The organism is Undibacterium sp. WLX3042, from assembly GCF_049544825.1.
GTDB lineage: Bacteria > Pseudomonadota > Gammaproteobacteria > Burkholderiales > Burkholderiaceae_D > Undibacterium.
This window is the reverse complement of the sequence record NZ_CP186698.1, coordinates 3,171,906-3,195,918: the sequence shown is the minus strand read 5'-3', so window position 1 is coordinate 3,195,918 and position 24,013 is coordinate 3,171,906. Positions and strand designations below refer to the sequence as shown.

Annotated in this window: 23 protein-coding genes and 1 tRNA gene; 17 read left to right on the top strand and 7 right to left on the bottom strand. The window is 48.4% G+C overall.

Going from position 1 to position 24,013, the window contains the following annotated elements:
• Positions 1–303: 303 nt before the first annotated feature.
• A complete protein-coding gene (locus tag ACPAOP_RS14450) occupies positions 304–1,200 on the top strand; it encodes a patatin-like phospholipase family protein (RefSeq protein ID WP_423681733.1) in 897 nt (298 codons plus the stop codon).
• Positions 1,201–1,324: 124 nt separating this feature from the next.
• Here the strand turns inward: ACPAOP_RS14450 and ACPAOP_RS14445 are convergent, their stop codons facing one another.
• On the bottom strand, positions 1,325–1,867 hold the full coding sequence (locus ACPAOP_RS14445; protein ID WP_423708481.1) for a C40 family peptidase: 543 nt from the start codon (positions 1,865–1,867) through the stop codon (positions 1,325–1,327).
• Between the two features lie 177 nt (positions 1,868–2,044).
• On the opposite strand from ACPAOP_RS14445, the gene ACPAOP_RS14440 reads away from it, so the two are divergent.
• From ACPAOP_RS14440 to greA, 4 genes are all read left to right on the top strand, one after another.
• On the top strand, positions 2,045–2,452 hold the full coding sequence (locus ACPAOP_RS14440; RefSeq protein ID WP_423681735.1) for a GlcG/HbpS family heme-binding protein: 408 nt from the start codon (positions 2,045–2,047) through the stop codon (positions 2,450–2,452).
• Between the two features lie 265 nt (positions 2,453–2,717).
• Positions 2,718–3,872 carry a glutamine-hydrolyzing carbamoyl-phosphate synthase small subunit gene (carA, locus tag ACPAOP_RS14435; protein WP_423710028.1) on the top strand — a complete coding sequence of 385 codons (1,155 nt, stop codon included), beginning with the start codon at positions 2,718–2,720 and terminating at the stop codon, positions 3,870–3,872.
• A gap of 5 nt (positions 3,873–3,877) precedes the next feature.
• Positions 3,878–7,096: a carbamoyl-phosphate synthase large subunit gene (carB, locus tag ACPAOP_RS14430; RefSeq protein WP_423708480.1), complete on the top strand. Its 3,219-nt coding sequence runs from the start codon at positions 3,878–3,880 to the stop codon at positions 7,094–7,096.
• Positions 7,097–7,223: 127 nt separating this feature from the next.
• Positions 7,224–7,700: a transcription elongation factor GreA gene (gene greA, locus ACPAOP_RS14425; RefSeq protein ID WP_423681737.1), complete on the top strand. Its 477-nt coding sequence runs from the start codon at positions 7,224–7,226 to the stop codon at positions 7,698–7,700.
• Positions 7,701–7,764: 64 nt separating this feature from the next.
• Here greA and ACPAOP_RS14420 read toward each other — a convergent pair whose 3' ends face one another.
• Complete coding sequence (locus ACPAOP_RS14420) at positions 7,765–8,238, bottom strand: YhbY family RNA-binding protein (protein ID WP_423681738.1); 474 nt, start codon at positions 8,236–8,238, stop codon at positions 7,765–7,767.
• A gap of 99 nt (positions 8,239–8,337) precedes the next feature.
• On the opposite strand from ACPAOP_RS14420, the gene ACPAOP_RS14415 reads away from it, so the two are divergent.
• The 5 genes from ACPAOP_RS14415 to ACPAOP_RS14395 all read left to right on the top strand — a co-directional run bounded on the left by ACPAOP_RS14415 (position 8,338) and on the right by ACPAOP_RS14395 (position 13,546).
• Positions 8,338–8,982: an RlmE family RNA methyltransferase gene (locus ACPAOP_RS14415; protein ID WP_423708479.1), complete on the top strand. Its 645-nt coding sequence runs from the start codon at positions 8,338–8,340 to the stop codon at positions 8,980–8,982.
• A gap of 121 nt (positions 8,983–9,103) precedes the next feature.
• A complete protein-coding gene (ftsH, locus tag ACPAOP_RS14410) occupies positions 9,104–10,993 on the top strand; it encodes an ATP-dependent zinc metalloprotease FtsH (RefSeq protein WP_423708478.1) in 1,890 nt (629 codons plus the stop codon).
• Between the two features lie 61 nt (positions 10,994–11,054).
• The gene (gene folP / locus ACPAOP_RS14405) at positions 11,055–11,897 is read left to right on the top strand and encodes a dihydropteroate synthase (protein ID WP_423681742.1); all 843 of its coding nucleotides are present in this window, start codon (positions 11,055–11,057) and stop codon (positions 11,895–11,897) included.
• 130 nt (positions 11,898–12,027) lie between these two features.
• A complete protein-coding gene (glmM, locus tag ACPAOP_RS14400; protein WP_423708477.1) occupies positions 12,028–13,365 on the top strand; it encodes a phosphoglucosamine mutase in 1,338 nt (445 codons plus the stop codon).
• 104 nt (positions 13,366–13,469) lie between these two features.
• Positions 13,470–13,546, top strand: a tRNA-Arg gene (locus ACPAOP_RS14395).
• A 102-nt stretch (positions 13,547–13,648) separates the two neighbouring features.
• Here the strand turns inward: ACPAOP_RS14395 and ACPAOP_RS14390 are convergent.
• From ACPAOP_RS14390 to ACPAOP_RS14370, 5 genes are all read right to left on the bottom strand, one after another.
• On the bottom strand, positions 13,649–14,449 hold the full coding sequence (locus ACPAOP_RS14390; protein WP_423708476.1) for a sulfite exporter TauE/SafE family protein: 801 nt from the start codon (positions 14,447–14,449) through the stop codon (positions 13,649–13,651).
• 15 nt (positions 14,450–14,464) lie between these two features.
• Complete coding sequence (locus ACPAOP_RS14385) at positions 14,465–15,325, bottom strand: MBL fold metallo-hydrolase (RefSeq protein ID WP_423708475.1); 861 nt, start codon at positions 15,323–15,325, stop codon at positions 14,465–14,467.
• Positions 15,326–15,347: 22 nt separating this feature from the next.
• Entirely contained in the window at positions 15,348–15,728 is a 381-nt protein-coding gene (locus ACPAOP_RS14380) for a rhodanese-like domain-containing protein (protein WP_423708474.1), read from the bottom strand.
• Positions 15,729–15,871: 143 nt separating this feature from the next.
• Entirely contained in the window at positions 15,872–16,063 is a 192-nt protein-coding gene (locus ACPAOP_RS14375) for a YgaP family membrane protein (RefSeq protein ID WP_423708473.1), read from the bottom strand.
• Between the two features lie 117 nt (positions 16,064–16,180).
• On the bottom strand, positions 16,181–16,543 hold the full coding sequence (locus ACPAOP_RS14370) for an ArsR/SmtB family transcription factor (protein WP_423681760.1): 363 nt from the start codon (positions 16,541–16,543) through the stop codon (positions 16,181–16,183).
• A gap of 123 nt (positions 16,544–16,666) precedes the next feature.
• On the opposite strand from ACPAOP_RS14370, the gene ACPAOP_RS14365 reads away from it, so the two are divergent.
• The 7 genes from ACPAOP_RS14365 (at position 16,667) to ACPAOP_RS14335 (ending at position 23,981) form a co-directional block, all read left to right on the top strand.
• Positions 16,667–17,725, top strand: a complete 1,059-nt coding sequence (locus ACPAOP_RS14365) for an efflux RND transporter periplasmic adaptor subunit (protein WP_423708472.1) — start codon at positions 16,667–16,669, stop codon at positions 17,723–17,725.
• A 10-nt stretch (positions 17,726–17,735) separates the two neighbouring features.
• Positions 17,736–20,939 carry an efflux RND transporter permease subunit gene (locus ACPAOP_RS14360; RefSeq protein WP_423708471.1) on the top strand — a complete coding sequence of 1,068 codons (3,204 nt, stop codon included), beginning with the start codon at positions 17,736–17,738 and terminating at the stop codon, positions 20,937–20,939.
• A 10-nt stretch (positions 20,940–20,949) separates the two neighbouring features.
• Positions 20,950–21,159 (top strand): YgaP family membrane protein, encoded by a 210-nt coding sequence (locus tag ACPAOP_RS14355; RefSeq protein WP_423681764.1) that lies wholly within the window; start codon positions 20,950–20,952, stop codon positions 21,157–21,159.
• A gap of 87 nt (positions 21,160–21,246) precedes the next feature.
• Positions 21,247–21,675, top strand: a complete 429-nt coding sequence (gene trxC, locus ACPAOP_RS14350; RefSeq protein WP_423708470.1) for a thioredoxin TrxC — start codon at positions 21,247–21,249, stop codon at positions 21,673–21,675.
• A 39-nt stretch (positions 21,676–21,714) separates the two neighbouring features.
• Positions 21,715–22,989, top strand: a complete 1,275-nt coding sequence (locus ACPAOP_RS14345; protein ID WP_423681768.1) for an NAD(P)/FAD-dependent oxidoreductase — start codon at positions 21,715–21,717, stop codon at positions 22,987–22,989.
• Positions 22,990–23,003: 14 nt separating this feature from the next.
• Complete coding sequence (locus ACPAOP_RS14340; protein ID WP_423708469.1) at positions 23,004–23,333, top strand: rhodanese-like domain-containing protein; 330 nt, start codon at positions 23,004–23,006, stop codon at positions 23,331–23,333.
• Positions 23,334–23,339: 6 nt separating this feature from the next.
• Positions 23,340–23,981 carry a class I SAM-dependent methyltransferase gene (locus tag ACPAOP_RS14335; protein ID WP_423681770.1) on the top strand — a complete coding sequence of 214 codons (642 nt, stop codon included), beginning with the start codon at positions 23,340–23,342 and terminating at the stop codon, positions 23,979–23,981.
• Positions 23,982–24,013 lie beyond the last annotated feature (32 nt).

The following is a 24,013-nucleotide window of genomic DNA, read 5'->3' as shown; positions in this document are numbered from 1 at the left end:
GACCGGGGAATTATCCGTGGTTAATATGTCAATGATATGACAGAGCAACAATTTCTTTTTATTAATTTATGGTTGCTGGCAGAAGTCCGTTCATCATTCACTCGTTTTCTGTTGCGGGGACGTGAGCCCTCGTTTGGAAATATAATTCTGCTCTAGAAACTTAAATTTATTGAAGTATTCTGCTTCATTGTTTTTCTGAGGTAATTCACCTTTCTGTTTTTGACTGATCACATGCCAACTTTCTCAGCATTTCCCATCTCTGCACTGAATCAACATCTTTCAACATTAAAAAAATTTACAGCGATGCTTGTAGCGGTCCCGGCGCTGAGCCTGCTGACTGCCTGTATCAGCACGCAGCCAACTGTTGTGCCGGCGCCGGTCACGGCAACGCCTGCGGTGAAAGTGAATCGCCCTGTCAGAATCGGTCTGGCACTGGGCGGTGGAGCTGCGCGCGGGTTTGCTCACATCGGCGTCATTAAAGCGCTGGAATCGCAGGGAATACAAGCCGATATCGTCGTAGGCACAAGTGCAGGTAGCGTTGTGGGTGCGATGTACGCTGCCGGCAACAATGGATTCGCGTTGCAGAAGATGGCGCTGGAAATGGATGAGGCAACCATCTCTGACTGGTCTTTGCCTTTGTTTGCCAAATCGAGTGGCGTGTTGAAAGGCGATGCTTTGCAAGCGTACGTGAATCGCATGGTGCATCAGACGCCTATCGAAAAGCTCAAGAAACCATTCGGCGCAGTTGCAACTGATCTTTCGACTGGGCAGGCCGTTTTATTCCAGCGGGGAAATACCGGAACGGCTGTGCGTGCGTCGTCTGCAGTGCCGGCAGTGTTTCAACCTGTGCGCATCAATGACCGGCAATATGTCGATGGTGGTTTAGTGGCTCCTGTGCCTGTGCGTTTTGCCAGGGATATGGGTGCAGATCTGGTGATTGCCGTCAATATCTCTCAGCAGCCAGAAGCACAAAACGGCAGTAGCACCATTGATATTTTGCTGCAGACAGTGACGATTATGGGGCAGAGCATCAATCAGTTCGAGTTGAAACAGGCGGATGTCGTGATACGCCCTGAATTGCCCAGTATGAAGGGTAGTGATTTTGCCGGACGTAATCTGGCGATACTGGCGGGTGAACGTGCCGCGATGGCGGCAATGCCAGAACTGAAGCAAAAATTAAGGGCAATGCAGGAGCGATAACTGCAGCCGTATTGAGTGTAAAGATACTCCCGGGGAGTATCTCTTAAAGCCTGGTATTCATGCGGACACCAGGCTTTTTTATTGATAAATAAGGGGGAGTATATGGAAGCGACTGTTTCTGCGATTATTGCTTGGCGTCGTTTTCATTAATGCGACGGGCACCGTTGAAACGATTTTTCCAGTAGGCAATATCCATACTCTCAATCCGTACCTGACCGCCGGCAGAAGGAGAGTGAATAAATTTATTATCCCCGAGATAAATGCCAACGTGGGAAAAGCCGCGACGCAATGTGTTATAGAACACCAGATCGCCTGGCTGAAGATCTTTCTGATCAATATTTTCGCCAACACGGCTGATTTCAGCTGCGGTACGGGGTAGATTGGTGCCTAAAGCATCTTTAAACACGAGGCGTACGAAACCGCTGCAATCGAGACCGTTTTCAGGTGTACTGCCGCCACGTTTGTAGCGTATGCCCATGAAGTCCATGGCTTTCATGGTCAGATCGGAGGCGCGCTGTTTGATTTCTTGTAGTTTGCTGAACGCAGTGGATGATTCAGGGAGGGGATTATCGCTTGCCTGAGCCTGATGGCAGACGGATAACTGCAACGCCGCTGCAACGAGCACTAATGTGGCATTTCTTTTTAATTTGGAAACGTTTATTAGCATCTTGGCACTTGTTGAAGAAAACGGATCAACTTTAAGCGAAGTCTTCAATAATGTAAACCTTTAGGGCTTGATTTCATTGCTTGTCCATTTTCCGGCTGAAAAATTGAAAAACACTTTTTACTCCGGTGAAATTTGGCATCGCGTACAATCGCCGCTCTACTTAACACGGAGCTGACTATGCAAACCAAACCTATTCTGACGCTGGATGATGTAAAAAAAATCGCGGCAGCAGCGGAGGCAGAAGCCAAAGCAAATAATTGGGCAGTGGTGATCGCCATTGTTGACGACGGTGGACATCTGATGTGGTTGCAGCGACTGGACGGTGTTGCACCTGTTTCCGCTCATATCGCTCCTGCCAAGGCGATGACGGCGGCTATGGGTAAGCGTGAATCAAAGATTTATGAAGACCTGATTAATAACGGACGTTATTCTTTCCTCAGCGCACCTTTGATTGAGGGTATGCTGGAAGGCGGTGTGCCGATTTTCGTTGACGGGTATTGTGTTGGTGCGGTTGGTGTTTCCGGTGTGAAATCACAGGAAGATGCACAAATTGCCAAAGCAGGGATCGCCGCCCTGGGTTTATAAGCGCCTGGCTTCCCGTGTTTTTATTCATGGATGGGCGAGAGACTGAGATAAAACACGGGGTTTTCGTGGGTTTAAGATTTGCCTGAGGGGTGGTTTTAGGCTATAATTCGAGGGTTTAACTAATTCGAAATCTCGCCGTAGCGCCTACCCAAATTCTCAACGCTCCATTCTTATTGACAGGCCGCTCGTATATTGTCCGGCCTGAGATAACGCAACTTGGGGCGTCGCAGCGGCGGTAACAATACAGGAGTTGCCCTTGCTGCCCATTCCGCAGTCCCTTCTTCGTTCCGGTCAGGACACCGCTATACTTGCTCTTGCCGATGGAACCATTTTCACTGGATATTCTATTGGCGCTGCCGGTCATACTCTTGGTGAAGTCGTTTTTAACACTTCCATGACTGGCTACCAGGAAATTCTGACTGATCCCAGTTATAGTTCTCAAATTGTCACCCTGACTTATCCGCATATTGGCAATACCGGTGTTAATTCTGAAGACGTTGAATCCGACAAAATCCACGCCGCTGGTCTGATTATCAAAGATTTACCGCAACTGGTTTCCAACTTCCGCTCTGAACAATCCCTCTCTGCTTACCTCCAGTCCCAAAACATTGTCGCTATTGCCGGTATTGATACCCGTAAGCTGACACGTATCTTGCGTGAAAATGGTGCGCAGGGTGGTGCGATTCTGGTTGGAGCAGATGCTGAAAAAGCGATCGCGCTGGCGAAATCGTTCCCAGGTCTGTCAGGCATGGATCTGGCGAAAGTCGTTTCTGCCAAACAGGCATATGAATGGACTGAAGCAGAGTGGGTGCTGGGTCAGGGTTATGATCAGTTGAAGGATCCAAAGTTCCACGTGGTTGCTTTCGACTTCGGCGTCAAGCGCAATATCCTGCGCATGCTGGCGGAACGCGGTTGCAAGGTTACGGTACTGCCCGCGCAATCCAGTGCTGCCGACGTGCTGGCGCTGAATCCTGATGGTGTGTTTTTGTCGAATGGGCCTGGTGATCCTGAGCCTTGTGACTACGCGATTGCTGCAGCAAAAGAATTGATAGAAAAAGGTATTCCTACCTTTGGCATCTGTCTTGGTCATCAGATCATGGCACTCGCGTCCGGTGCGAAAACACTGAAAATGAAATTCGGTCATCACGGCGCTAATCATCCGGTGCAGGATCTGGATACGAAACAGGTATTGATCACATCACAGAATCATGGTTTTGCGGTCGATGCGGCTTCGTTGCCAGCAAATTGCCGCGTCACGCACGTGTCTTTGTTTGATGGTTCGCTGCAAGGCTTTGCGCGCACTGACAAACCAGCCTTCTGCTTCCAGGGGCATCCTGAAGCATCTCCAGGTCCGCATGATATCGCCTACCTGTTTGATCGCTTTATCACATTGATGACCACGGCAAAGACAGGAGAATAATAAAAATGCCAAAACGTAACGACATAAAAAGTATTTTAATTATCGGTGCTGGCCCTATCATTATCGGACAGGCTTGCGAATTTGATTACTCGGGCGCACAGGCTTGCAAGGCTTTGCGCGAAGAGGGTTATAAAGTCATTCTGGTGAACAGTAATCCTGCCACCATCATGACGGATCCGGAAATGGCCGATGTGACTTACATCGAACCTATTACCTGGCAAGTGGTTGAGCGCATCATCGCTAAAGAAAAACCGGATGCGATCCTGCCGACCATGGGTGGTCAGACCGCACTGAATTGCGCGCTGGATTTATGGCGTAATGGCGTGCTCGACAAGTATAAAGTCGAACTGATCGGCGCAACTCCCGAGGCGATCGATAAAGCCGAAGACCGTTTGAAATTCAAAAATGCGATGACCAAAATTGGTCTGGGTTCTGCACGTTCCGGCGTCGCACACTCTATGGATGAAGCGTGGGCCGTGCAGAAAGATGTCGGCTTTCCAGTCATTATCCGTCCATCATTCACCATGGGCGGTACAGGCGGTGGTATTGCATACAACCCTGAGGAATTCGAAACCATCTGCAAACGCGGTCTGGAAGCGTCACCCACCAATGAGCTGCTGATTGAGGAGTCGCTGATAGGCTGGAAAGAGTATGAGATGGAAGTCGTGCGCGACAAGGCCGACAATTGCATCATCGTTTGTTCGATCGAAAATCTGGACCCTATGGGTGTGCATACCGGCGACTCTATTACGGTGGCGCCAGCACAGACGTTGACCGATAAAGAATACCAGATCATGCGTAATGCCTCGTTGGCAGTGTTGCGTGAAATCGGTGTGGATACCGGGGGGTCTAATGTGCAGTTCTCGGTCAATCCTAAAGATGGTCGTATGATCGTTATTGAGATGAATCCGCGTGTGTCGCGTTCATCTGCGCTCGCATCCAAGGCAACTGGTTTCCCTATCGCGAAAATCGCCGCCAAACTGGCGGTTGGTTTTACGCTCGATGAATTGCGCAATGAAATTACTGGCGGCGCTACTCCTGCTTCTTTCGAGCCTTCGATTGATTACGTCGTCACCAAGATTCCACGTTTCGCATTTGAAAAATTCCCGCAGGCAGATAATCGCCTGACAACACAGATGAAATCCGTCGGCGAAGTGATGGCGATCGGTCGCACCTTCCAGGAATCGTTCCAGAAAGCCCTGCGTGGACTTGAGGTTGGCGTCGATGGCATGAATGAAAAAACCCAGGATCGTGAGACTCTTGAGAAAGAGCTGGGTGAGCCGGGTCCGGATCGTATCTGGTATGTTGGCGACGCTTTTGCGCAGGGTTTTACTTTGGAAGAAGTGCATCAGCTGACGCATATCGATCCGTGGTTCCTCGTGCAGATCAAGGATATCGTGGATATTGAGTTGTGGCTCGATGAGCAGTCGCTCGACAGCGTGGATAAAGCGCTGATGCTGCAACTGAAGCAAAAAGGTTTCTCTGATCGTCGTCTGGCAAAATTGCTGAAAACAACCGATACTGCGATTCGTGAAAAACGCCGTGCTCTGGGTGTGCGTCCAGTGTATAAGCGCGTTGATACTTGCGCCGGTGAGTTCGCCACGAATACAGCTTACATGTATTCGACGTATGAAGAAGAGTGCGAATCCAATCCGACTGATAAGAAGAAAATCATGGTGCTGGGCGGTGGCCCTAACCGTATCGGTCAGGGGATTGAATTCGATTATTGCTGCGTTCACGCTGCATTTGCGATGCGCGAGGATGGCTATGAAACCATCATGGTTAACTGCAACCCTGAAACCGTTTCAACAGATTACGACACATCAGATCGTTTGTATTTCGAGCCGCTGACGCTGGAAGATGTTTTGGAAATCGTCGACAAAGAAAATCCAGTTGGTGTGATTGTGCAATATGGTGGTCAGACACCTTTGAAGCTGGCACTTGATCTTGAGGCTAATGGTGTGCCTATCGTCGGCACTTCGCCTGACATGATTGATGCTGCTGAAGACCGCGAACGTTTCCAGAAAATGCTGCAGGAATTGGGCTTGCGCCAGCCGCCGAATCGTACCGCACGTACTGAAGCGGAAGCGCTCGCGCTGGCGCAGGAGATTGGCTATCCGCTGGTGGTGCGTCCGTCGTATGTCTTGGGTGGTCGCGCGATGGAAATTGTGCATGAACAACGTGATCTTGAGCGTTACATGCGCGAAGCCGTCAAGGTGTCGCATGATTCGCCAGTCTTGCTGGATCGCTTCCTGAACGATGCTATCGAGGTGGACGTTGATTGCTTATCTGATGGACAGCGCACTTTCATCGGTGGAGTGATGGAGCATATTGAGCAGGCGGGTGTGCACTCCGGAGACTCGGCATGTTCATTGCCACCATATTCGTTGTCTCAGGAAACGATCGCTGAACTCAAGCGCCAGACTGCGCTGATGGCCAAGGGCTTGAATGTGGTCGGTTTGATGAATGTGCAGTTTGCGATACAAAAACAAGACGGCAAGGATGTTGTTTTCGTTCTTGAGGTGAATCCACGTGCGTCCCGCACTGTGCCCTACGTATCTAAATCAACAGGCTTACAACTGGCGAAAATCGCTGCACGTTGCATGGTTGGTCAGTCTCTGGATTCACAGGGCATTGGCGCTGAAGTTGTGCCGCCATACTTCAGCGTTAAAGAAGCAGTGTTCCCGTTTGTGAAGTTCCCTGGAGTCGATACGATTCTTGGTCCGGAAATGAAATCAACCGGCGAGGTTATGGGTGTTGGTAAAACCTTCGGTGAAGCTTTTGTAAAGTCACAATTGGGGGCTGGCGTTAAATTGCCAACATCTGGTAAGGTTTTCCTCAGTGTAAAAAACAGTGATAAGCCGCGCGCAGTAAAAGTAGCGAAAGACCTGGTTGAGCTTGGTTTTTCTGTTGTCGCCACACGTGGTACAGCTGCTGCGATTGCTGCTGAAGGAGTTGCAGTTTCCACTGTCAATAAAGTCGTTGAAGGGCGGCCACATGTTGTTGATATGATCAAAAACAATGAGATTGCGATGGTCATCAACACGGTTGAGGAAAAACGTAACGCGATCACTGACTCACGTGCGATCCGTACCTCAGCACTGATCGCGCGCGCGACAACATTCACAACGATTGCCGGCGCAGAAGCGGCAGTCGAAGGGATGCGTCATTTGAATGAATTGCATGTTTATGATTTACAAGGTTTGCATAAGACCTTAAACTGATAAAAATCACAGTATTGGTAAATCGCATTTCCAATACTGCATCTTCGATACAGAGGTCACAAAAGACATTGCTTAAGCTGATGTCGGATGTGACCTCTGTATTTTTACTTTTAAAAGTGTGAACGATATGAGTACAGTACCTATTACCAAATTCGGTGCAGAGTTGTTGAAGCAAGAATTGCACAACCTGAAAACAAAAGAGCGCCCAAACGTGATCAATGCAATTGCGGAAGCGCGCGCGCAAGGCGACTTGTCTGAAAATGCCGAATACGATGCTGCCAAAGAACGTCAGGCTTTTATTGAGGGCCGGATTGCTGAATTAGAAGGTAAGCTGGGATCGGCGCAAATTATTGATCCATCGACTTTGGATGCCGAGGGGCGCGTCGTATTCGGTGCGACCGTGCATCTGGAAGACCTGGAAACTGAACAAAAAGTTAGTTATCAGATCGTCGGGGAAGATGAAGCCGATATTAAATTAAGCAAAGTATCAATCACATCACCGATAGCTCGCGCCTTGATTGGTAAGTATTCGGGAGATGTCGTTGGAGTGCAGGCACCGGCCGGGGTGCGTGAGTATGAAATTTTAGAGGTCAGTTATATCTGACAACCTTTATCCGGTCGCATGTGCGACCGGATGCAGCGCTCGGGGTAGTGACTACCCCGGATTATTATTTAGCTAAGGCAGATTTTTTTACGCTGGTCTGACGGGGTTTGGCGCGCTTGACATTGCCGCCCTGGGTGACACGTTCATTACCTTTGACCATTACTTTGGAAACAGTTGGTTTTTTTGTGCCGCTGGGACTTGGTTTGACAATAGTGACTTCACGCAGACCTTTACCTTTCTTAACCAGCTTGGTCTCTTTGATGCCTTCTAATTTCGGGCGGTAAATAACCAGCAACTTCCCAATATGTTGGATCGGAGCAGCATTCAATTCTGCGCAAATCGTGTCGTACATTGCGCTACGGGCTTCGCGGTCATCTCCGAAAACGCGTACTTTGATTAAGCCGTGTGCATTCAGTCCTGCATCAATTTCTTTCAGAACTGCTGACGACAGTCCGGCGTCGCCGATGAGGACAATAGGTTTTAGTCCGTGAGCTTCGGATCGGAGTTCGCTTCTTTCGGCGGGTGTAAGTTTTAACATAAATTTTCCTTGTGCATTTTATTTTTGGTGCACGATAAATACATCGCCTGGCACAGCCAGGTTAAACACAGTTTCTTTTAAAAGCAGTATTTTACGCGAATGGCAAAGAATAAATTCAATCAAAATTGGGTTCACGATCATATTAATGATCCTTATGTGAAACTTGCACAAAAAGAGGGCTATCGTGCGCGTGCCGTTTATAAGCTGAAAGAAATTGACGAAGCTGAAAAACTGATTCGTTCTGGGCAGGTTGTCGTTGATTTGGGGGCGACACCGGGAAGTTGGTCGCAATATGTTAGAAACAAACTTGCCGGAAGAGAGGGAGGCGGAATCAATGGCGAGATCTTTGCACTCGATCTACTACCAATGGAGCCTATCGCTGATGTTCAGTTCATACAAGGCGACTTCCGCGAGGACGAGGTGCTGGATAAGTTAGAGAGCAGACTGGTCGGCAGAAAAGTGGATCTTGTTTTATCTGACATGGCACCAAATTTGTCTGGTAACTCTACGGTCGATGCTGCCAGAGTTGAGTACATTATCGAATTGGCGATTGCTTTTTCCAAGGCACATCTGAAACCCGGCGGTTCTTTGCTGGTCAAGTGCTTTCATGGACCCAGTTACAATAATATAGTGAATATGTTCAAGGATGAGTTTAAGGTTGTCATGAACAAAAAGCCTAAGGCGAGCAAAGATAAATCATCGGAGATTTTTTTGTTGGGAAAAGGTCTGAAGCATCCTGAATGAGTATTTTCCTCTTGATAATCCTCAATATCGTCAGCATATGCTTGCTAGCAAGGTCTACCTATTGGGGGTAGAATGACTGATTACAGTGTCAAATGGCGTTTATTGCGTCCAAGGAGTTCTCGTGAATAATATGTTTTCAAAAGCAGCTATATGGGTCGTCGTCGCCTTGGTGCTTTTCACGCTTTTCAAGCAGTTTGAGGGGAAAAGTATCGGTGCTGGCATGGCTTCTGTGCCTTATTCCGAGTTTTTGGAAGAGGTCAAAGCAAAGCATATTAAAGAGGCTACGATTGATGATGCCAACCGCACAGTGACAGCGATTACGAACGACGGTAAGAAAATTAAATCGCAATTGACGATTTTTGATCGCGGTCTGATTGGTGATCTGGTTAATAATGGTATTAAATTTGACAATAAACCACCAGAAGAACCATCTTTCCTCTCGCAAGTATTTATCTCCTGGTTCCCTATGTTGTTGCTGATCGGCGTATGGATTTTCTTCATGCGTCAGATGCAGGGCGGTGGTAAAGGTGGTGCGTTTTCCTTCGGCAAATCTAAAGCCCGTATGCTGGACGACACAAATAACAACGTCACTTTCAGCGATGTCGCTGGTTGCGATGAAGCAAAAGAGGAAGTTACTGAAGTTGTTGATTTCCTGCGCGATCCTACAAAATTCCAGAAGTTGGGTGGACGTATTCCGCGCGGTATCCTGATGGTCGGACCTCCAGGTACGGGTAAAACTTTGCTGGCCCGCGCGATTGCAGGCGAAGCGAAAGTGCCATTTTTCACGATTTCCGGCTCTGATTTCGTCGAAATGTTTGTGGGTGTCGGCGCTTCCCGCGTTCGCGACATGTTTGAGAATGCTAAAAAACACGCGCCTTGCATCATCTTTATTGATGAGATTGACGCTGTTGGACGCCATCGCGGTGCAGGTATGGGAGGTGGTAATGACGAGCGTGAACAGACACTGAACCAGATGCTGGTTGAGATGGATGGTTTTGAGGCTAATTCCGGTGTCATCGTTATTGCTGCGACCAACCGCGCTGACGTTCTCGATAAGGCGTTACTCCGCCCAGGTCGTTTTGATCGTCAGGTTTCCGTTGGTCTACCGGATATTCGTGGTCGCGAACAAATCCTGAATGTTCATATGCGCAAGGTACCTATCGGTAGTGATGTGAAGGCAGATATTCTTGCACGCGGTACACCAGGTATGTCTGGTGCAGATCTCGCAAATCTGGTCAATGAAGCTGCTTTGTTTGCTGCTCGTCGTAATAAGCGTCTGGTCGAAATGATCGATTTTGAGGATGCAAAAGATAAAATTTTCATGGGGCCAGAGCGTAAGTCTATGGTGATGCGTGAAGATGAACGTAGGAATACTGCTTATCACGAGTCCGGACATGCGGTTGTAGCGAAGCTCATGCCTAAAGCTGACCCTGTTCATAAAGTGACGATCATGCCGCGCGGATTTGCGCTGGGGTTAACCTGGCAATTACCCGAACATGATCAGATCAGTGGCTATAAAGATAAGATGTTGGAAGAGATTTCCATCTTATTTGGTGGTCGTATTGCTGAAGAGATTTTCGTTGGTCAGATGTCTACTGGCGCCTCTAATGATTTTGCACGCGCTACTAAACTCGCACGTTCGATGGTTACCCGTTTTGGTATGTCAGACAGTATGGGTGTTATGGTTTATGAAGATAGCCAGCAAGAGGGTTATTTCGGTGGATCGTCGAAAACGATTTCTGAGGTAACGCAGCAAAAAGTAGATGCTGAAATCCGTTCTATTCTTGATACGCAGTACGCACTTGCGCGTAAGTTGTTAGAAGAAAACAGAGAAAAAGTCGAAATGATGACTAAGGCATTGCTGGACTGGGAAACGATTGATGCTGATCAGGTCAACGACATCATGAATGGTCTTGAGCCTCGTCCGCCTAAGGTTGGTCAATCTGCAGGCCGTTCGTCTTCAGATAATAATTCCGGTGGGGTCTCCCCAAATGCGGCAGCACCTGCCTGATAGTTTAAATTTTTAATGGTATCGGATAAAAAGGTGAGGAGAAATCCTCGCCTTTATTTTTATGACTAATTTTTTTCAATGTGGCCGTTATCGGTTTTCTTTTCAAGGCAATCTGGTCAAACCGCTGGTGATGGGGATATTAAACATTACACCGGACTCTTTTTCCGATGGTGGGCGTTACTTATCTCTCGACAGTGCGCTCTCACGGGCGGAGCAGATGATCAATGATGGCGTCGATATTATTGACATTGGAGGGGAGTCAACCCGGCCAGGTTCACTTCCCTTGTCTTTGGATGAGGAGTTAAGCCGAGTGATGCCTGCGATTTTTGCATTGCGCGACTGTGGCAAACCTTTATCTATTGATACTTACAAGCCCGAAGTTATGCGAGAAGCTTTGCTTGCCGGTGCTGATATGATTAATGACATTCAAGGTTTTAATTCACCTGAGGCCATCAACGCTGTTGCAGGTACGGATGCGGGGTTATGCGTGATGCATATGCAGAATCTGCCGGCGAATATGCAAAGGGATCCCGATTATCGAAATGTTGTCACTGACGTTGAAGATTTTTTGCAATATCGAATTGATGCTTTGTTGAGTGCCGGAATACAGCCAGAAAATATTTGTATTGATCCTGGTTTTGGGTTTGGTAAAACGCTGGAACATAACAGAACCTTGTTCCGGAATATCGACGACATGCAGAATCGCCTGGGCTTCCCCATGCTGGTCGGCATATCACGTAAAACCGTGATCGGAGAAATTACCGGAAAACCTGTGGAGCGTCGTCTGGCGGGTAGTCTCGCTGCTGCAATCGCTGCGGCAGATCGTGGCGCCAAAATTGTCCGGGTTCACGATGTTCAGGAAACCGTCGACGCTTTCAAAGTATGGCAGGCACTGGCTGATTAAATTTGCAAAGAATGAAACTTATCCAGAATTTTGAAAATTTTCATGATTCTGACGTGCTAGTCGATGCCGACTTTACAATTATGCTTTGTCCAGATAAAGTTGTGTAAATATTAAAATTAAAATGAATAAAATGACTAGAAAATTTTTTGGCACAGACGGAATTCGCGGCAAAGTCGGTGTCGCGCCAATTACACCTGATTTTGTCATGCGTCTTGGTTATGCCGCAGGTAAGGTGCTTGCGCAAAGTGATTCCGAGTTGCGACCTACCGTGCTGATTGGTAAAGATACGCGCATTTCCGGCTATATGCTGGAAGCCTCTCTTGAAGCTGGTTTCTCCGCAGCAGGTGTGGATGTCATGCTATGCGGTCCTATGCCGACGCCAGCCATCGCTTATCTGACGAGAGCTTTGCGCTTGTCGGCCGGGGTTGTTATCTCAGCTTCGCACAATCCTTTTGATGATAATGGCATTAAATTTTTCTCTGCAGAGGGAAATAAATTACCAGATGAAGTTGAATTGGCGATTGAAGCTGAGCTTGAAAGGCCGATGCAATGTGTTAGTTCTGAGTATCTTGGTAAGGCAAGACGCTTACGCGACGCAAATGGGCGTTATATCGAGTTTTGTAAAAGCACGTTTCCTCCGGAACTTGATTTGCGTGGATTAAAGATAGTGGTGGATTGCGCGCATGGAGCAGCGTACGACATTGCGCCGCATGTGTTCCATGAGTTGGGTGCGGAGGTTATTGCAATAGGTAATGCGCCCAATGGTCTGAATATCAACGATAAGGTCGGAGCGACTGCTCCCGAAGCGTTAGCTGTTGCAGTCAGGGCGAATCATGCCGACCTGGGTATTGCGCTGGATGGAGATGCGGATCGTCTGGTGATGGTCGATAGACACGGCGTAATTTACGATGGTGACCAGTTATTATATTTAATGGTTCAGGACCGGCTTGCACTTGGACCTGTCGCCGGAGCGGTAGGTACATTGATGACGAATATGGCTGTAGAGATTGCTTTCAAGGAGCTGGGTGTCGGGTTCGCCAGAGCAAAGGTCGGTGATCGCTACGTACTTGAACAAATGCGTGAACGCGGCTGGATACTTGGTGGTGAAGGATCTGGACATCTTTTGTGCCTAGATAAGCACTCAACTGGTGATGGTATCGTCTCGGCATTACAGGTTTTATCTGCATTGCGCCGCACAGGGAAAAATCTGGATCAGTGTTTTGATAAACTGAAGTTATTTCCGCAAGTCTTGTTGAACGTCCGTGTGCATCCCGGATTTGAGTGGCAAAAGAACGTGGCACTGGTTCAGGAAAAATCAAAAGTTGAAGCTGAGCTGGCAGGGCGCGGACGCGTGTTGATCCGGGCATCCGGCACCGAGCCTGTGATACGGGTCATGGTCGAGGCTGATGATAATGAATTAGCCTCGGCATGCGCACACCGACTGATTGCTTGCATTGATAAAATCTGAATGAATTTTGATTTTAGTTGTGCAGTCATTCTTGAAACTCTGGCTGATACCATGTAGTATTCAGCCTTCAGTTTTTATGTCTTCTGATGAAGACTTCAGCAAGGCTGTCCATAGCTCAGTTGGATAGAGCACGAGCCTTCTAAGCTCGGGGTCGCAGGTTCGATTCCTGCTGGGCAGGCCACCTTCCGGCACCGTAAAAAAATCCTTAATTCGTCGCCGGTATATTTATCTTGGCTTATGTTCGGTAGCAATTCAGCTGCCACAAATCCCTTCCGGAAGCTGTTCAGGACATTAGTCCACTACCTTTGAATAGCATACTTACTGCGACTAACAGCACCAGCCATGCGAATAAGAGTTGTATTGTTGCCTGATTTAATCGTCTGCTGATTTGCATTCCGCCCAATAAGCCAAGTGTGCTGCCTATCGTGAATGGCAGTGCGACTGACCACAAAAGACTGCCATGAAGTGCAGCTGAAGATACGCCACTGATAGAAACGAGCGTGATCACAGCCAAAGAGGTTGCCTGGATGCTGCGTATATCGAGATGAGAATGCCTTACCAGTGAAGGTATGATGATAAAGCCGCCACCGACCCCGACTAAACCACTTAAATATCCAGAAATAAAGCCCGTACCCGCGATCGCTCGCGCGCAACGCATTGTCCAGTGAAGACGATGATTTTCTGTATTCAAGCTGCAGGCGACGTCTTCTTCATTGCGTGAAATTTTTTTACTGCGAAATGATCGGAAAGAGATCAGTAATAAAATACACGCGAAGAGAAGCAACAGTGGTTGATTGGGGATGTGCTGTGCTGAGAAAACGCCGATCGGAGCAGCCAGCATCCCGGCAATGCCCATTAATATCGCGGCACGGTAACGCACTATACCTTTACGCAAGCCACTGATGCTACCTAGCGCAGCGGCAAAACCGACGGCCATCAGACCTACCGGTGCTGCTTGTTGTACTGATAAATGTAAGCCATACACAAGTAACGGTATGGAAAGCATGCCACCACCAGCGCCTGTCAGCGCGAGTACAAGGCCGACGATACTACCCAAAATAACTGTGACGAAACTTAGGTCCATAGTTGCTGTTGTTCTTCACAATGCATTGATTGGTAATTTCATATAACTGATGCCGTTACTTTCTGCTGGCGGTAATTGTCCTGCTCGTATGTTTATTTGTACGGATGGCAAAATCAGATTAGGCATAGACAGTGTTTTATCGCGAGCTTCACGCATACTGATAAACGCGGACTGTGAGACGCCGTCGTGAACGTGGACATTATGTTTACGCTCCGCTTCTACCGTGGTTATCCACATTGGTGAGCGGCTGTCTGGCGGATAGTCATGACAAAGATGCAGGCGGGTGTCTGCAGGTAGTTGAAAAAGCCGTTGTATAGACTGATAAAGTGTTGCGGCATCTCCCCCCGGAAAATCGCAACGCGCGGTACCGTAATCTGGCATAAACAACGTGTCGCCAACAAAGGCATCTTTACCGGTCAGATAGGTGACGCAAGCTGGTGTGTGACCGGGTGTATGTATAACCCGCACCTTTAATTCACCGATCAGGAATTCATCTCCATCATTAAACAGATGATCAAATTCTTCTCCCCGGGTACTGATGTCCTCAGCGTTGAAAATTTTTTTGAATACTTTCTGGACATCGCAAATATGAGCGCCGATGCCGATTTTTCCTCCGAGTTTCTTTTTGAGATAAGGTGCAGCTGACAAATGATCGGCATGCGCATGAGTCTCCAGTAACCAGTCTACGGTCAGTCCTGCTGCCTCCACATACTGAATTAACTTATCCGCACTGCTGGTGGAGGTTCTTCCTGATTTCGCGTCGAAGTCCAGTACGCTGTCGATGACTGCTGCTTTTTTTGTTGATGGGTCGGTGACGATGTGCGTGACCGTATTTGTCGCTTCATCAAAAAAGGAATGAATGATCGCTTCGTTCATATTATTCTTTAACTGCAAATGTTTACTCAAACGCTGGAAGCGCAAGGGTTACGATGTTGTTACCGTTCTGTACCCATGCGTCGAAGCCGCCTGCGATCGATTTCACTTTTAAGTAACCCATCTCATGCAAAGTATTTGCTGCCAGTGCTGCGCGGCCACTGGTTTTGCAATAGACCACGATATCCAGATTACGCGCGGATAGTTCAGGACTGCCGCTCATTTTGAATTCCAGCAGTCCACGCGGGATATTGACCGCGCCTTGTAAATGACCAGCTGCATATTCATCCGGCTCACGGAGGTCAATCAGAATATCGGCTTGCTGTATTGCCTGTTCAGCCTCGGTAACTGAAATTTCCTGTATGCGGGATTTTGCAGCGGTAACGAGATCATGTGCTGTTTTCATATACTCTTTCAATCCAGAATAACTAAGGGTATTTTTTATACAGGCCATCGCAAGATGATCATGTACATCACCAAGTTCTGCCGCAAGACCTGGTGATGGATGATTGATGCTCTGCAATGGCCTGATATTGCTAATTACCGTGATTACTTTGTTTTGCAGGTATTGATACCGAATGGTAAATACGCAGGGCAAATGCGGAAAATACCTGTGAACAATGGAACAACACCCAGCCATCCCCATGCACCGATATATCCGGTGAAATGCGCTGCTAATAAAAGCAAACCAACCAGAATTCTGATTACACGGTCTGTGGATCCTACATTGACTTTCAGCATGATTTACTCCTTATTTGTTTTTTGAAAATATTAGAAATGCTATAGAATTATTTTAACTATCGCGAACTCAAAAAAATAATTTGTCGCTGTGTATTGATCCTGCGTAAAGCGCCCAGGTCAATTTAACCGGTCTGACAATGCGGCGACCTGTTCCGTCAGTTGGCGGGTAAGGCAATTGCATACTAAATCACATAGCTCGTAGATGGAAGGATCTGCGATCTTGTAATACACGGAAGTTTTACGGCTTTCTCTTGCAATAATTCCATGATTTGCTAAGTTTGAAAGATGGCGGGATACGTTTGCCTGAGAGCAAGAGCATAGCACTGCCAGTTCTCCGACACTTTGCTCACGTACTCTTAAAGCGTTCAGTATCCTTAACCTGGTTGGTTCGGCAAGTACTGCGAAGTACTGAGCAATTTGCATCAATGCCTGATCCGGCAATCCATTCAGCTGTGAACATATTTTTTCGTTATCGCTCATTGCTATATCAATTCTAAGTGAAAGCTACAGTTTTAAATCTTTATTTGTGTAACTGCGCAAATAAGTATATGATCAATCAAAGCTTAATGCAAATACTAATATCTTCGATGAGGAAATTGAATCATGATGGGAAAATCATGGATGTCTGCTTCCCTTTGTATTGCTCTGGCGGGCGGTGTCGCACCAGTCGGGGTGTTCGCGGGAAATCTGGTGACCGTACCTGTGCGGGCAACGAATGATGGTGCAAGTTTTGTCGCAGACGGAGTGGTTGAGGCTGTCAGGCAAACGGGAATTGCTGCGCAAATCTCCGGTGCGATTGTTGACTTACCGGTGAAGGCCGGCGACACCGTAAAAGCGGGGCAGTTGCTTGTCCGTATGGACGCACGGGCAGCGAACCAGGAGGCAAAAGCGAGTCAAGCTCAGGTTGATGCAGCACGTGCCAGTTTAATTGTTGCTCAGAAAGACTACGAACGCCAAAAGCAACTTTTTGCTAAGAATTATATTAGTCAGGCGCAGTTAGATCGTGCCGAATCGCAATTCCAGACCGCCAGTGCACAGGCAAGTGCGCAAATAGCGCAGGCGGGAGCTGTAAAGACGCAGTCTGGATTTTACGTCCTTGCAGCGCCTTATGCGGGTGTCGTCTCTGAAGTTCCGGTCATGCTGGGGGATATGGCGATGCCCGGTCGTACGCTGATGACGGTTTACGATCCGGTTGCGATGCGGGTGACTGCAACGGTGCCGCAGGAACGAGTTGCAGAGATCGCCGCTGAACAAAAAATCATGGTGGAAATTCCCGGGATGCCAGCTTCTCAGCGGTTGATACCCGCAAGCAAATTGACCGTCTTACCGATGGTGGACGCGGCGACGCATACGGCGCAAATCCGGCTGGAATTGCCGCAGAAAATTTCTGGTCTGGCGCCGGGAATGTTTGCCCGTGTCAGCCTGAGAAGCAAGTCCGTGAGCGGCGAAGTCAACCGCTTATATGTTCCGCTGAAGTCAGTGTTTCGCCGCGCTGAGCTGAATGCTGTTTATGTCGTCAATTCAAAGGGAAAGCCCATATTGCGACAAGTGAAGTTAGGACCGGTCAGTGGTAACGAGCAGGAGGTACTCAGCGGTGTGTCGGCAGGCGAACAAGTCGCTGCGGATCCGCTGGTCGCAACACGTACCGCAGTCTCCCGCTAAGGAGTTTCGTATGAATAAGATATTGGGAATATCCGGGCGTATCGCGGCTTTTTTTCAGACTGCCCAAATCACACCGCTGCTGGCGTTAGTGGCATTTTTACTCGGCCTGTTTGCGGTACTGGTAACGCCCAGAGAGGAAGAACCACAAATTAATGTGACGATGGCAAATGTGCTGATTCCTTTTCCCGGGGCTTCGGTAAAAGATGTTGAACAGATGGTGGCTATTCCTGCTGAGCAGGTGTTAAGCCAGATAGAAAATGTCGAACATGTGACATCGGTGTCGCGTCCCGGTATCGCTATTATGACAGTGCAGTTCGAAGTGGGGGTGCCGCGCACAGACGCCTTGGTGCGTCTGTATAACACGGTGCATAGTAACCGCGACTGGTTGCCAGCTAATCTGGGTACGTCTGAACCCTTAATTAAACCCAAAGGTATTGATGATGTTCCTATCGTTTCACTGACACTCTGGAGTAAAAATCAACAAAGCGGCGCGTTTGATATCGAACGTGTTGCGCATAGTGTTGAAGCGGAGTTAAAGCGCGTTAAAGGAACGCGTGAAGTAATGACGATTGGTGGGCCGGGAAGGGCTATCAATGTTGAACTGGATCCTGCAAGACTCTCGGCAAATGGATTGACGATCGCTGATTTACGCAACAGTCTGCAATCAGCTAATTCAGGTATGCCCAGTGGCGATCTTGTCGCAGGCAATCATACGATTCAGGTTGATGCCGGCGCATTTCTGCGTGATGCCCAGAGCGTAGGTGAACTGGTAGTCGGGGTGAGGTCCGGCAAGCCTGTGTTTTTACAGGATGTCGCTAAAGTGGAAGACGGTGCTTTACCGGCAAGCAAATTTGTTTGGTATGGCGTGGCCGGTAAGGATGCAGCTGAATATCCGGCAGTCACCATCGCGGTCACAAAAAAACCGGGGCAGAACGCGGTCGATGTGGCGACTGCCGTAATTGCGCGAGCAGAGACTTTGCGTAATACCGTCATTCCCGGCGACGTAGAAATGACGGCGACGCGCAATTATGGTCAAACAGCAGACGACAAGGCAAAAAAATTAATTCAGAAATTACTGTTTGCTACCGCATCCGTTGTTGCTCTGGTATTCCTGGCCCTTGGACGTCGCGAAGCAGCAATCGTCGGTACTGCAGTGATTCTGACCTTGACAGTAACACTGTTCGCTTCCTGGGCATGGGGTTTTACTCTGAACCGTGTGTCCTTGTTCGCCCTGATTTTCTCTATCGGGATACTGGTCGATGACGCGATTGTGGTAGTGGAAAATATTCATCGCCATCAGGCCTTATTCCCAGCTAAGACGCTGCCGGAAATTATTCCTGCTGCAGTCGATGAAGTGGGTGGACCGACCATTCTTGCTACGCTGACGGTGATTGCAGCATTGTTGCCGATGGCCTTTGTGACTGGTCTGATGGGACCGTACATGAGCCCGATACCGATCAATGCCAGTATGGGGATGCTGTTGTCCTTAGCGATCGCCTTTGTTGTCACACCCTGGCTGGCTAGATTGTGGATGAAAGAGGGTTATCACGGCGGAGATGGTATTGCGGCAAAACTGGCACCGGTATTCAGTAAAGCCTTCAGGCCTTTTCTGGAAGAAAAAACTGGTGCGGGTAACCGGCGTAAATTGGGTGCAGGGGTTGCGATTCTGATTGCTCTTTCTGTGCTGTTGCCGGTACTGGGCTTAGTGCAATTGAAAATGCTGCCTTTTGATAATAAATCCGAATTTCAGGTTGTCGTCGATATGCCTGCCGGTACGCCAGTGGAAAAAACGGCAGCAGTATTACACGAGCTGGGGGCATATTTACAAACCGTGCCGGAAGTCACAGATTATCAGGCCTATGCCGGTACGGCTGCACCGATTAATTTCAATGGATTGGTACGTCAGTATTATTTACGTGCCGCCGGTGAGCTTGGTGATATACAGGTTAATCTGGCTGACAAACATCATCGCACCGAAAAAAGCCATGTCATTGCAACCCGAGTCAGACCGGCTTTACAGGAGATCGGCAGACGCTATTCCGCGAATGTGAAAATCATCGAAGTACCACCCGGTCCCCCAGTGCTGGCACCGATCGTAGCCGAAATTTATGGCCCGACCGATGAGGGACGCCGACAGGTGGCGAAATCTGTTCGTGCTGTGTTTGAAAAAACAACAGGCGTGGTCGATGTTGATGACACGAGTATCGTTGATGCACCGCGAAAATTCATTTTGATTGATAAACGCAAAGCCTCCAAGCTCGGTGTCTCGCAAATGGCGATCGTCACCACGCTGCGTGCTGGCCTTGCCGGTGATGCCACGACGTATATTCACGATGAAAGTAAATATCCGGCATCCGTTAATCTGCATTTGCCTGTCAGTGATCAGGGTAATATTGATCAGCTATTGTCTCTCGGTGTGAAGAATGCACAGGGCAATATTGTTCCGGTACGTGAACTGGTAACGATCAGCGATACGGTAAGAGAGCAGCCGGTTTATCACAAAGACGGCGCTGCCGTGAATTATGTGACCGGTGACATGGCTGGTGCTATCGACAGTCCGCTCTATGGCATGTTCGCTATGCGTTCGGATATTGCCAAAGTGCAGACCCCGGTTGGTGGTGCAATCAACGAGTACTTTATCAGTACTCCGGCCGACACCTATCGCGGCTTCAGTCTGAAGTGGGATGGCGAATGGCAGGTGACTTATGAGACTTTCCGCGATATGGGCGCAGCCTATGCGGTCGGACTGGTGCTGATTTACTTGCTGGTGGTCGCGCAGTTCGGCTCCTATCTGACGCCGCTGATTATCATGGCACCGATCCCGCTCACCATCATTGGCGTCATGCCAGGGCACGCGCTGCTTGGTGCTCAATATACCGCCACCAGCATGATAGGCATGATCGCGCTGGCCGGCATTATTGTGCGTAACTCCATCCTTCTGGTTGATTTTATTCATGTACAGGTTGCAGCGGGAATGGCGTTTAAAGACGCAGTGGTCAGTTCTGCCATCACCCGTGCTCAACCGATTGCACTGACGGGTCTGGCCGCTATGATGGGCGCGTTTTTTATTCTCGATGATCCTATTTTTAACGGACTCGCCATCTCGCTGATTTTCGGTATTTTTGTTTCAACATTGTTGACCCTCGTGATCATTCCATTGCTGTATTTCACGGCGTATCAGCATCAATATTCATCGCAAACTCAATCTCACTAAGGAGCTTATTATGAACAGCTGGCAAGCAGTACGCGTTATCGCAGGTTTTTTCATCCTCTTAAGTCTGGCACTGGGCATTCCCGGTAGCCCCGTTTTCGTCAATCAGTGGTGGCTGGCTTTTACAGCTTTTGTCGGTATTAACTTATTTCAGAGCGGCCTGACTAAATGGTGTCTGATGGAGAGTATTCTGCGCAAACTAGGTGTCAAAGGCGGTAACTGATTGCCCTGAGTGCAGTGATGTCAAACGAATCCGGCAGTCATTTTCGTGTTTGTCGGACATCACATTTATCTGACGAGGAGAAATTGTATGCATCTAGTTTGTCCTGTATGCAGTGCCACTAACCGGGTTGCAGATGAACGTTTACAGGAGCATCCGGTCTGCGGCAAGTGCGGTACCGAGTTAATGGCGAGAGCGCCGGTCGCAATCAGTGAACAGGCCTTACCTAAATTCATCGAAAAGACAGAATTGCCGGTCTTGATTGATTTCTGGGCCGACTGGTGTGGTCCTTGCCGGGCGATGGCGCCGCAATTCGCTGAAGCGGCAAGAAGCGCGCCAGACATCCGTTTTATTAAAGTCGACAGCGATGCGGCACCGATGGCCAGCCAGCGCTATGGCATTCGCAGTATTCCGACTTTGCTTCTGATGTGTCAGGGGCAGGAAATCGGACGGCAGAGCGGAGTGATGCCCGCTTCGCAAATAGTTGCATGGGTGCGCAGCATATTACCGCAGAAGTAATCAGCGCACATTAATAATCGACACTCTGGAGGAGACACCATGGCACATATCGTTATATTGGGCGCGGGTACTGGCGGTATGCCGGCAGCGTATGAATTGCGCGAAAAACTGGATGCTTCACATCGCATTACTGTAATTAATGCGGTTGATTATTTTCAGTTTGTACCTTCAAATCCTTGGGTTGCTGTTGGCTGGCGTCAGCGTGATGCAATTACATTCCCGATTCGTCCCTATCTCGAAAAGAAAGGTATTGAATTTATTGCGCAGGCTGTTGTGCGTATTGAGCCTGAGAATAATACGCTGACCGTCAGTGACGGCACTGTTGTTGCGTACGATTTTTTAGTCATCACTACGGGACCTAAGCTCGCATTTGATGAGGTGCCGGGTGCCGGACCGGTGAACGGATATACTCAATCCATTTGCTCTGTCGATCATGCAGAGCATGCTTACCAGGAATATCAGAAATTCCTGGAAGATCCAGGGCACGCAATTATTGGCGCGATGCCGGGAGCGTCATGTTTTGGTCCTGCGTATGAGTTTGCATTTATTTTCAACAGAGATTTGAAAAAACGTAAATTGCGCAACAAAGTTCCGATTACCTATGTCACCAGCGAACCTTACATCGGTCATCTGGGGCTTGGTGGTGTCGGTGACTCAAAATCGATGCTGGAAAGCGAGTTTCGTAACCATGACATTAAGTGGATTTGTAATGCCAAGACCACCCGTGTTGAAGATGGAAAAATGTTTGTCAGCGAGATGGACGACATGGGTAATCTTAAAAAAGAGCATGAGCTACCGTTTAAATACAGCATGATGTTGCCGGCGTTTCGCGGCGTTGATCCCGTCGCGGCGGTTGAAGGTTTATGCAATCCGCGCGGCTTTGTGATTATCGATGAAAATCAGCGCAGTAAAAAATACCGGAATATTTTTTCCGCCGGTGTCTGTGTCGCCATTCCACCGGTAGAAGTGACACCGGTGGCCACAGGTGCACCGAAAACGGGATACATGATAGAAAGCATGATTACCGCGATTGTGCACAACATTGAGGCTGATCTAGCTGGTACGCCCGCAAATGCCAAGGGTTCTTGGAATGCCATTTGTCTGGCTGATATGGGGGATACCGGAGCGGCTTTTGTCGCTTTACCGCAGATCCCCCCCCGGAATGTCGCCTGGTTTAAAAAAGGGCAATGGGTACATCTCGCTAAAATCGCTTTTGAAAAATATTTTCTGCATAAAATGAAAGCGGGTACATCCGAGCCAATTTACGAGAAATATGTGTTGAAACTACTCGGTATAGAACGTCTGGATAAATAAAGGAAAGTTGAAAAATGAATTTATTTGGTAAATTAATTGGCGCATTTGCCGGTGCTGAGCAGGAATTGCCGACAAATGCAATGCTGATCGACGTCCGCTCTGTTGGTGAATATCAGTCGGGATACATCGCTGGTGCTGTTTCTTTGCCTTTGGGTGAGGTCAGTGACCGGATTTGCAGCGTTGTACCAGACAAGGGGACGCACGTTATCGTGTATTGTCAGTCAGGTGCCCGTTCTGCTTCTGCAAAAAACATGCTGTCGGACATGGGGTATACCAATGTGGTCAATGGCGGTGGAGTGGGTGGTCTGGCGATCCGTTTACAAAAACAAATTTGCCGTTTTTAATTCATCATGACGATACAAACGACAGCCCCCCGATTCAACAACCCTGAGGAAACTTGGAGCAAACGATTTTCTTGCGACGAATATATTTTCGGAACTGAAGCCAATCATTTCCTTATCCGTTGCCAAGGTGCGCTCCATCCGGGCATGCATGCACTGGTTGTTGCTGACGGAGAGGGGCGCAACAGCGTCTGGCTTGCAGAGCAAGGTTTAATCACAACGGCGTTTGATATTTCGCCGGTCGGCGTGAGTAAAGCAAAGAAATTGGCGCAGCAGAGAAATGTCGATGTTAATTTTGTTGTTGCTGATTGCGATCACTTTGACTGGACGCCTGCACATTACGATGCGGTCGTTGCGATTTTTGTCCAGTTTGCTGATCCTGAAATGAGAGCACGTCTGTTTTCGAACATGATACGCGCACTGAAACCCGGCGGTGTTCTGATTCTTCAGGGATACAGCCCTGCTCAGCTTGAGTATAAAACTGGTGGACCGCCTGACATTACTCATCTTTACACAGAAGAATTGCTACGTGATTCTTTTTCTGCGCTGGATATCAGGGAGATGTGTTTTTACGAAGAAGTGTTAAATGAAGGAACGCAACACTCGGGCAAATCAGCCTTGGTTGGTATGCTGGCTTATAAACCTGAATAGCGCAGGCTCGGTAAGGCAGGTGTTGATAAACA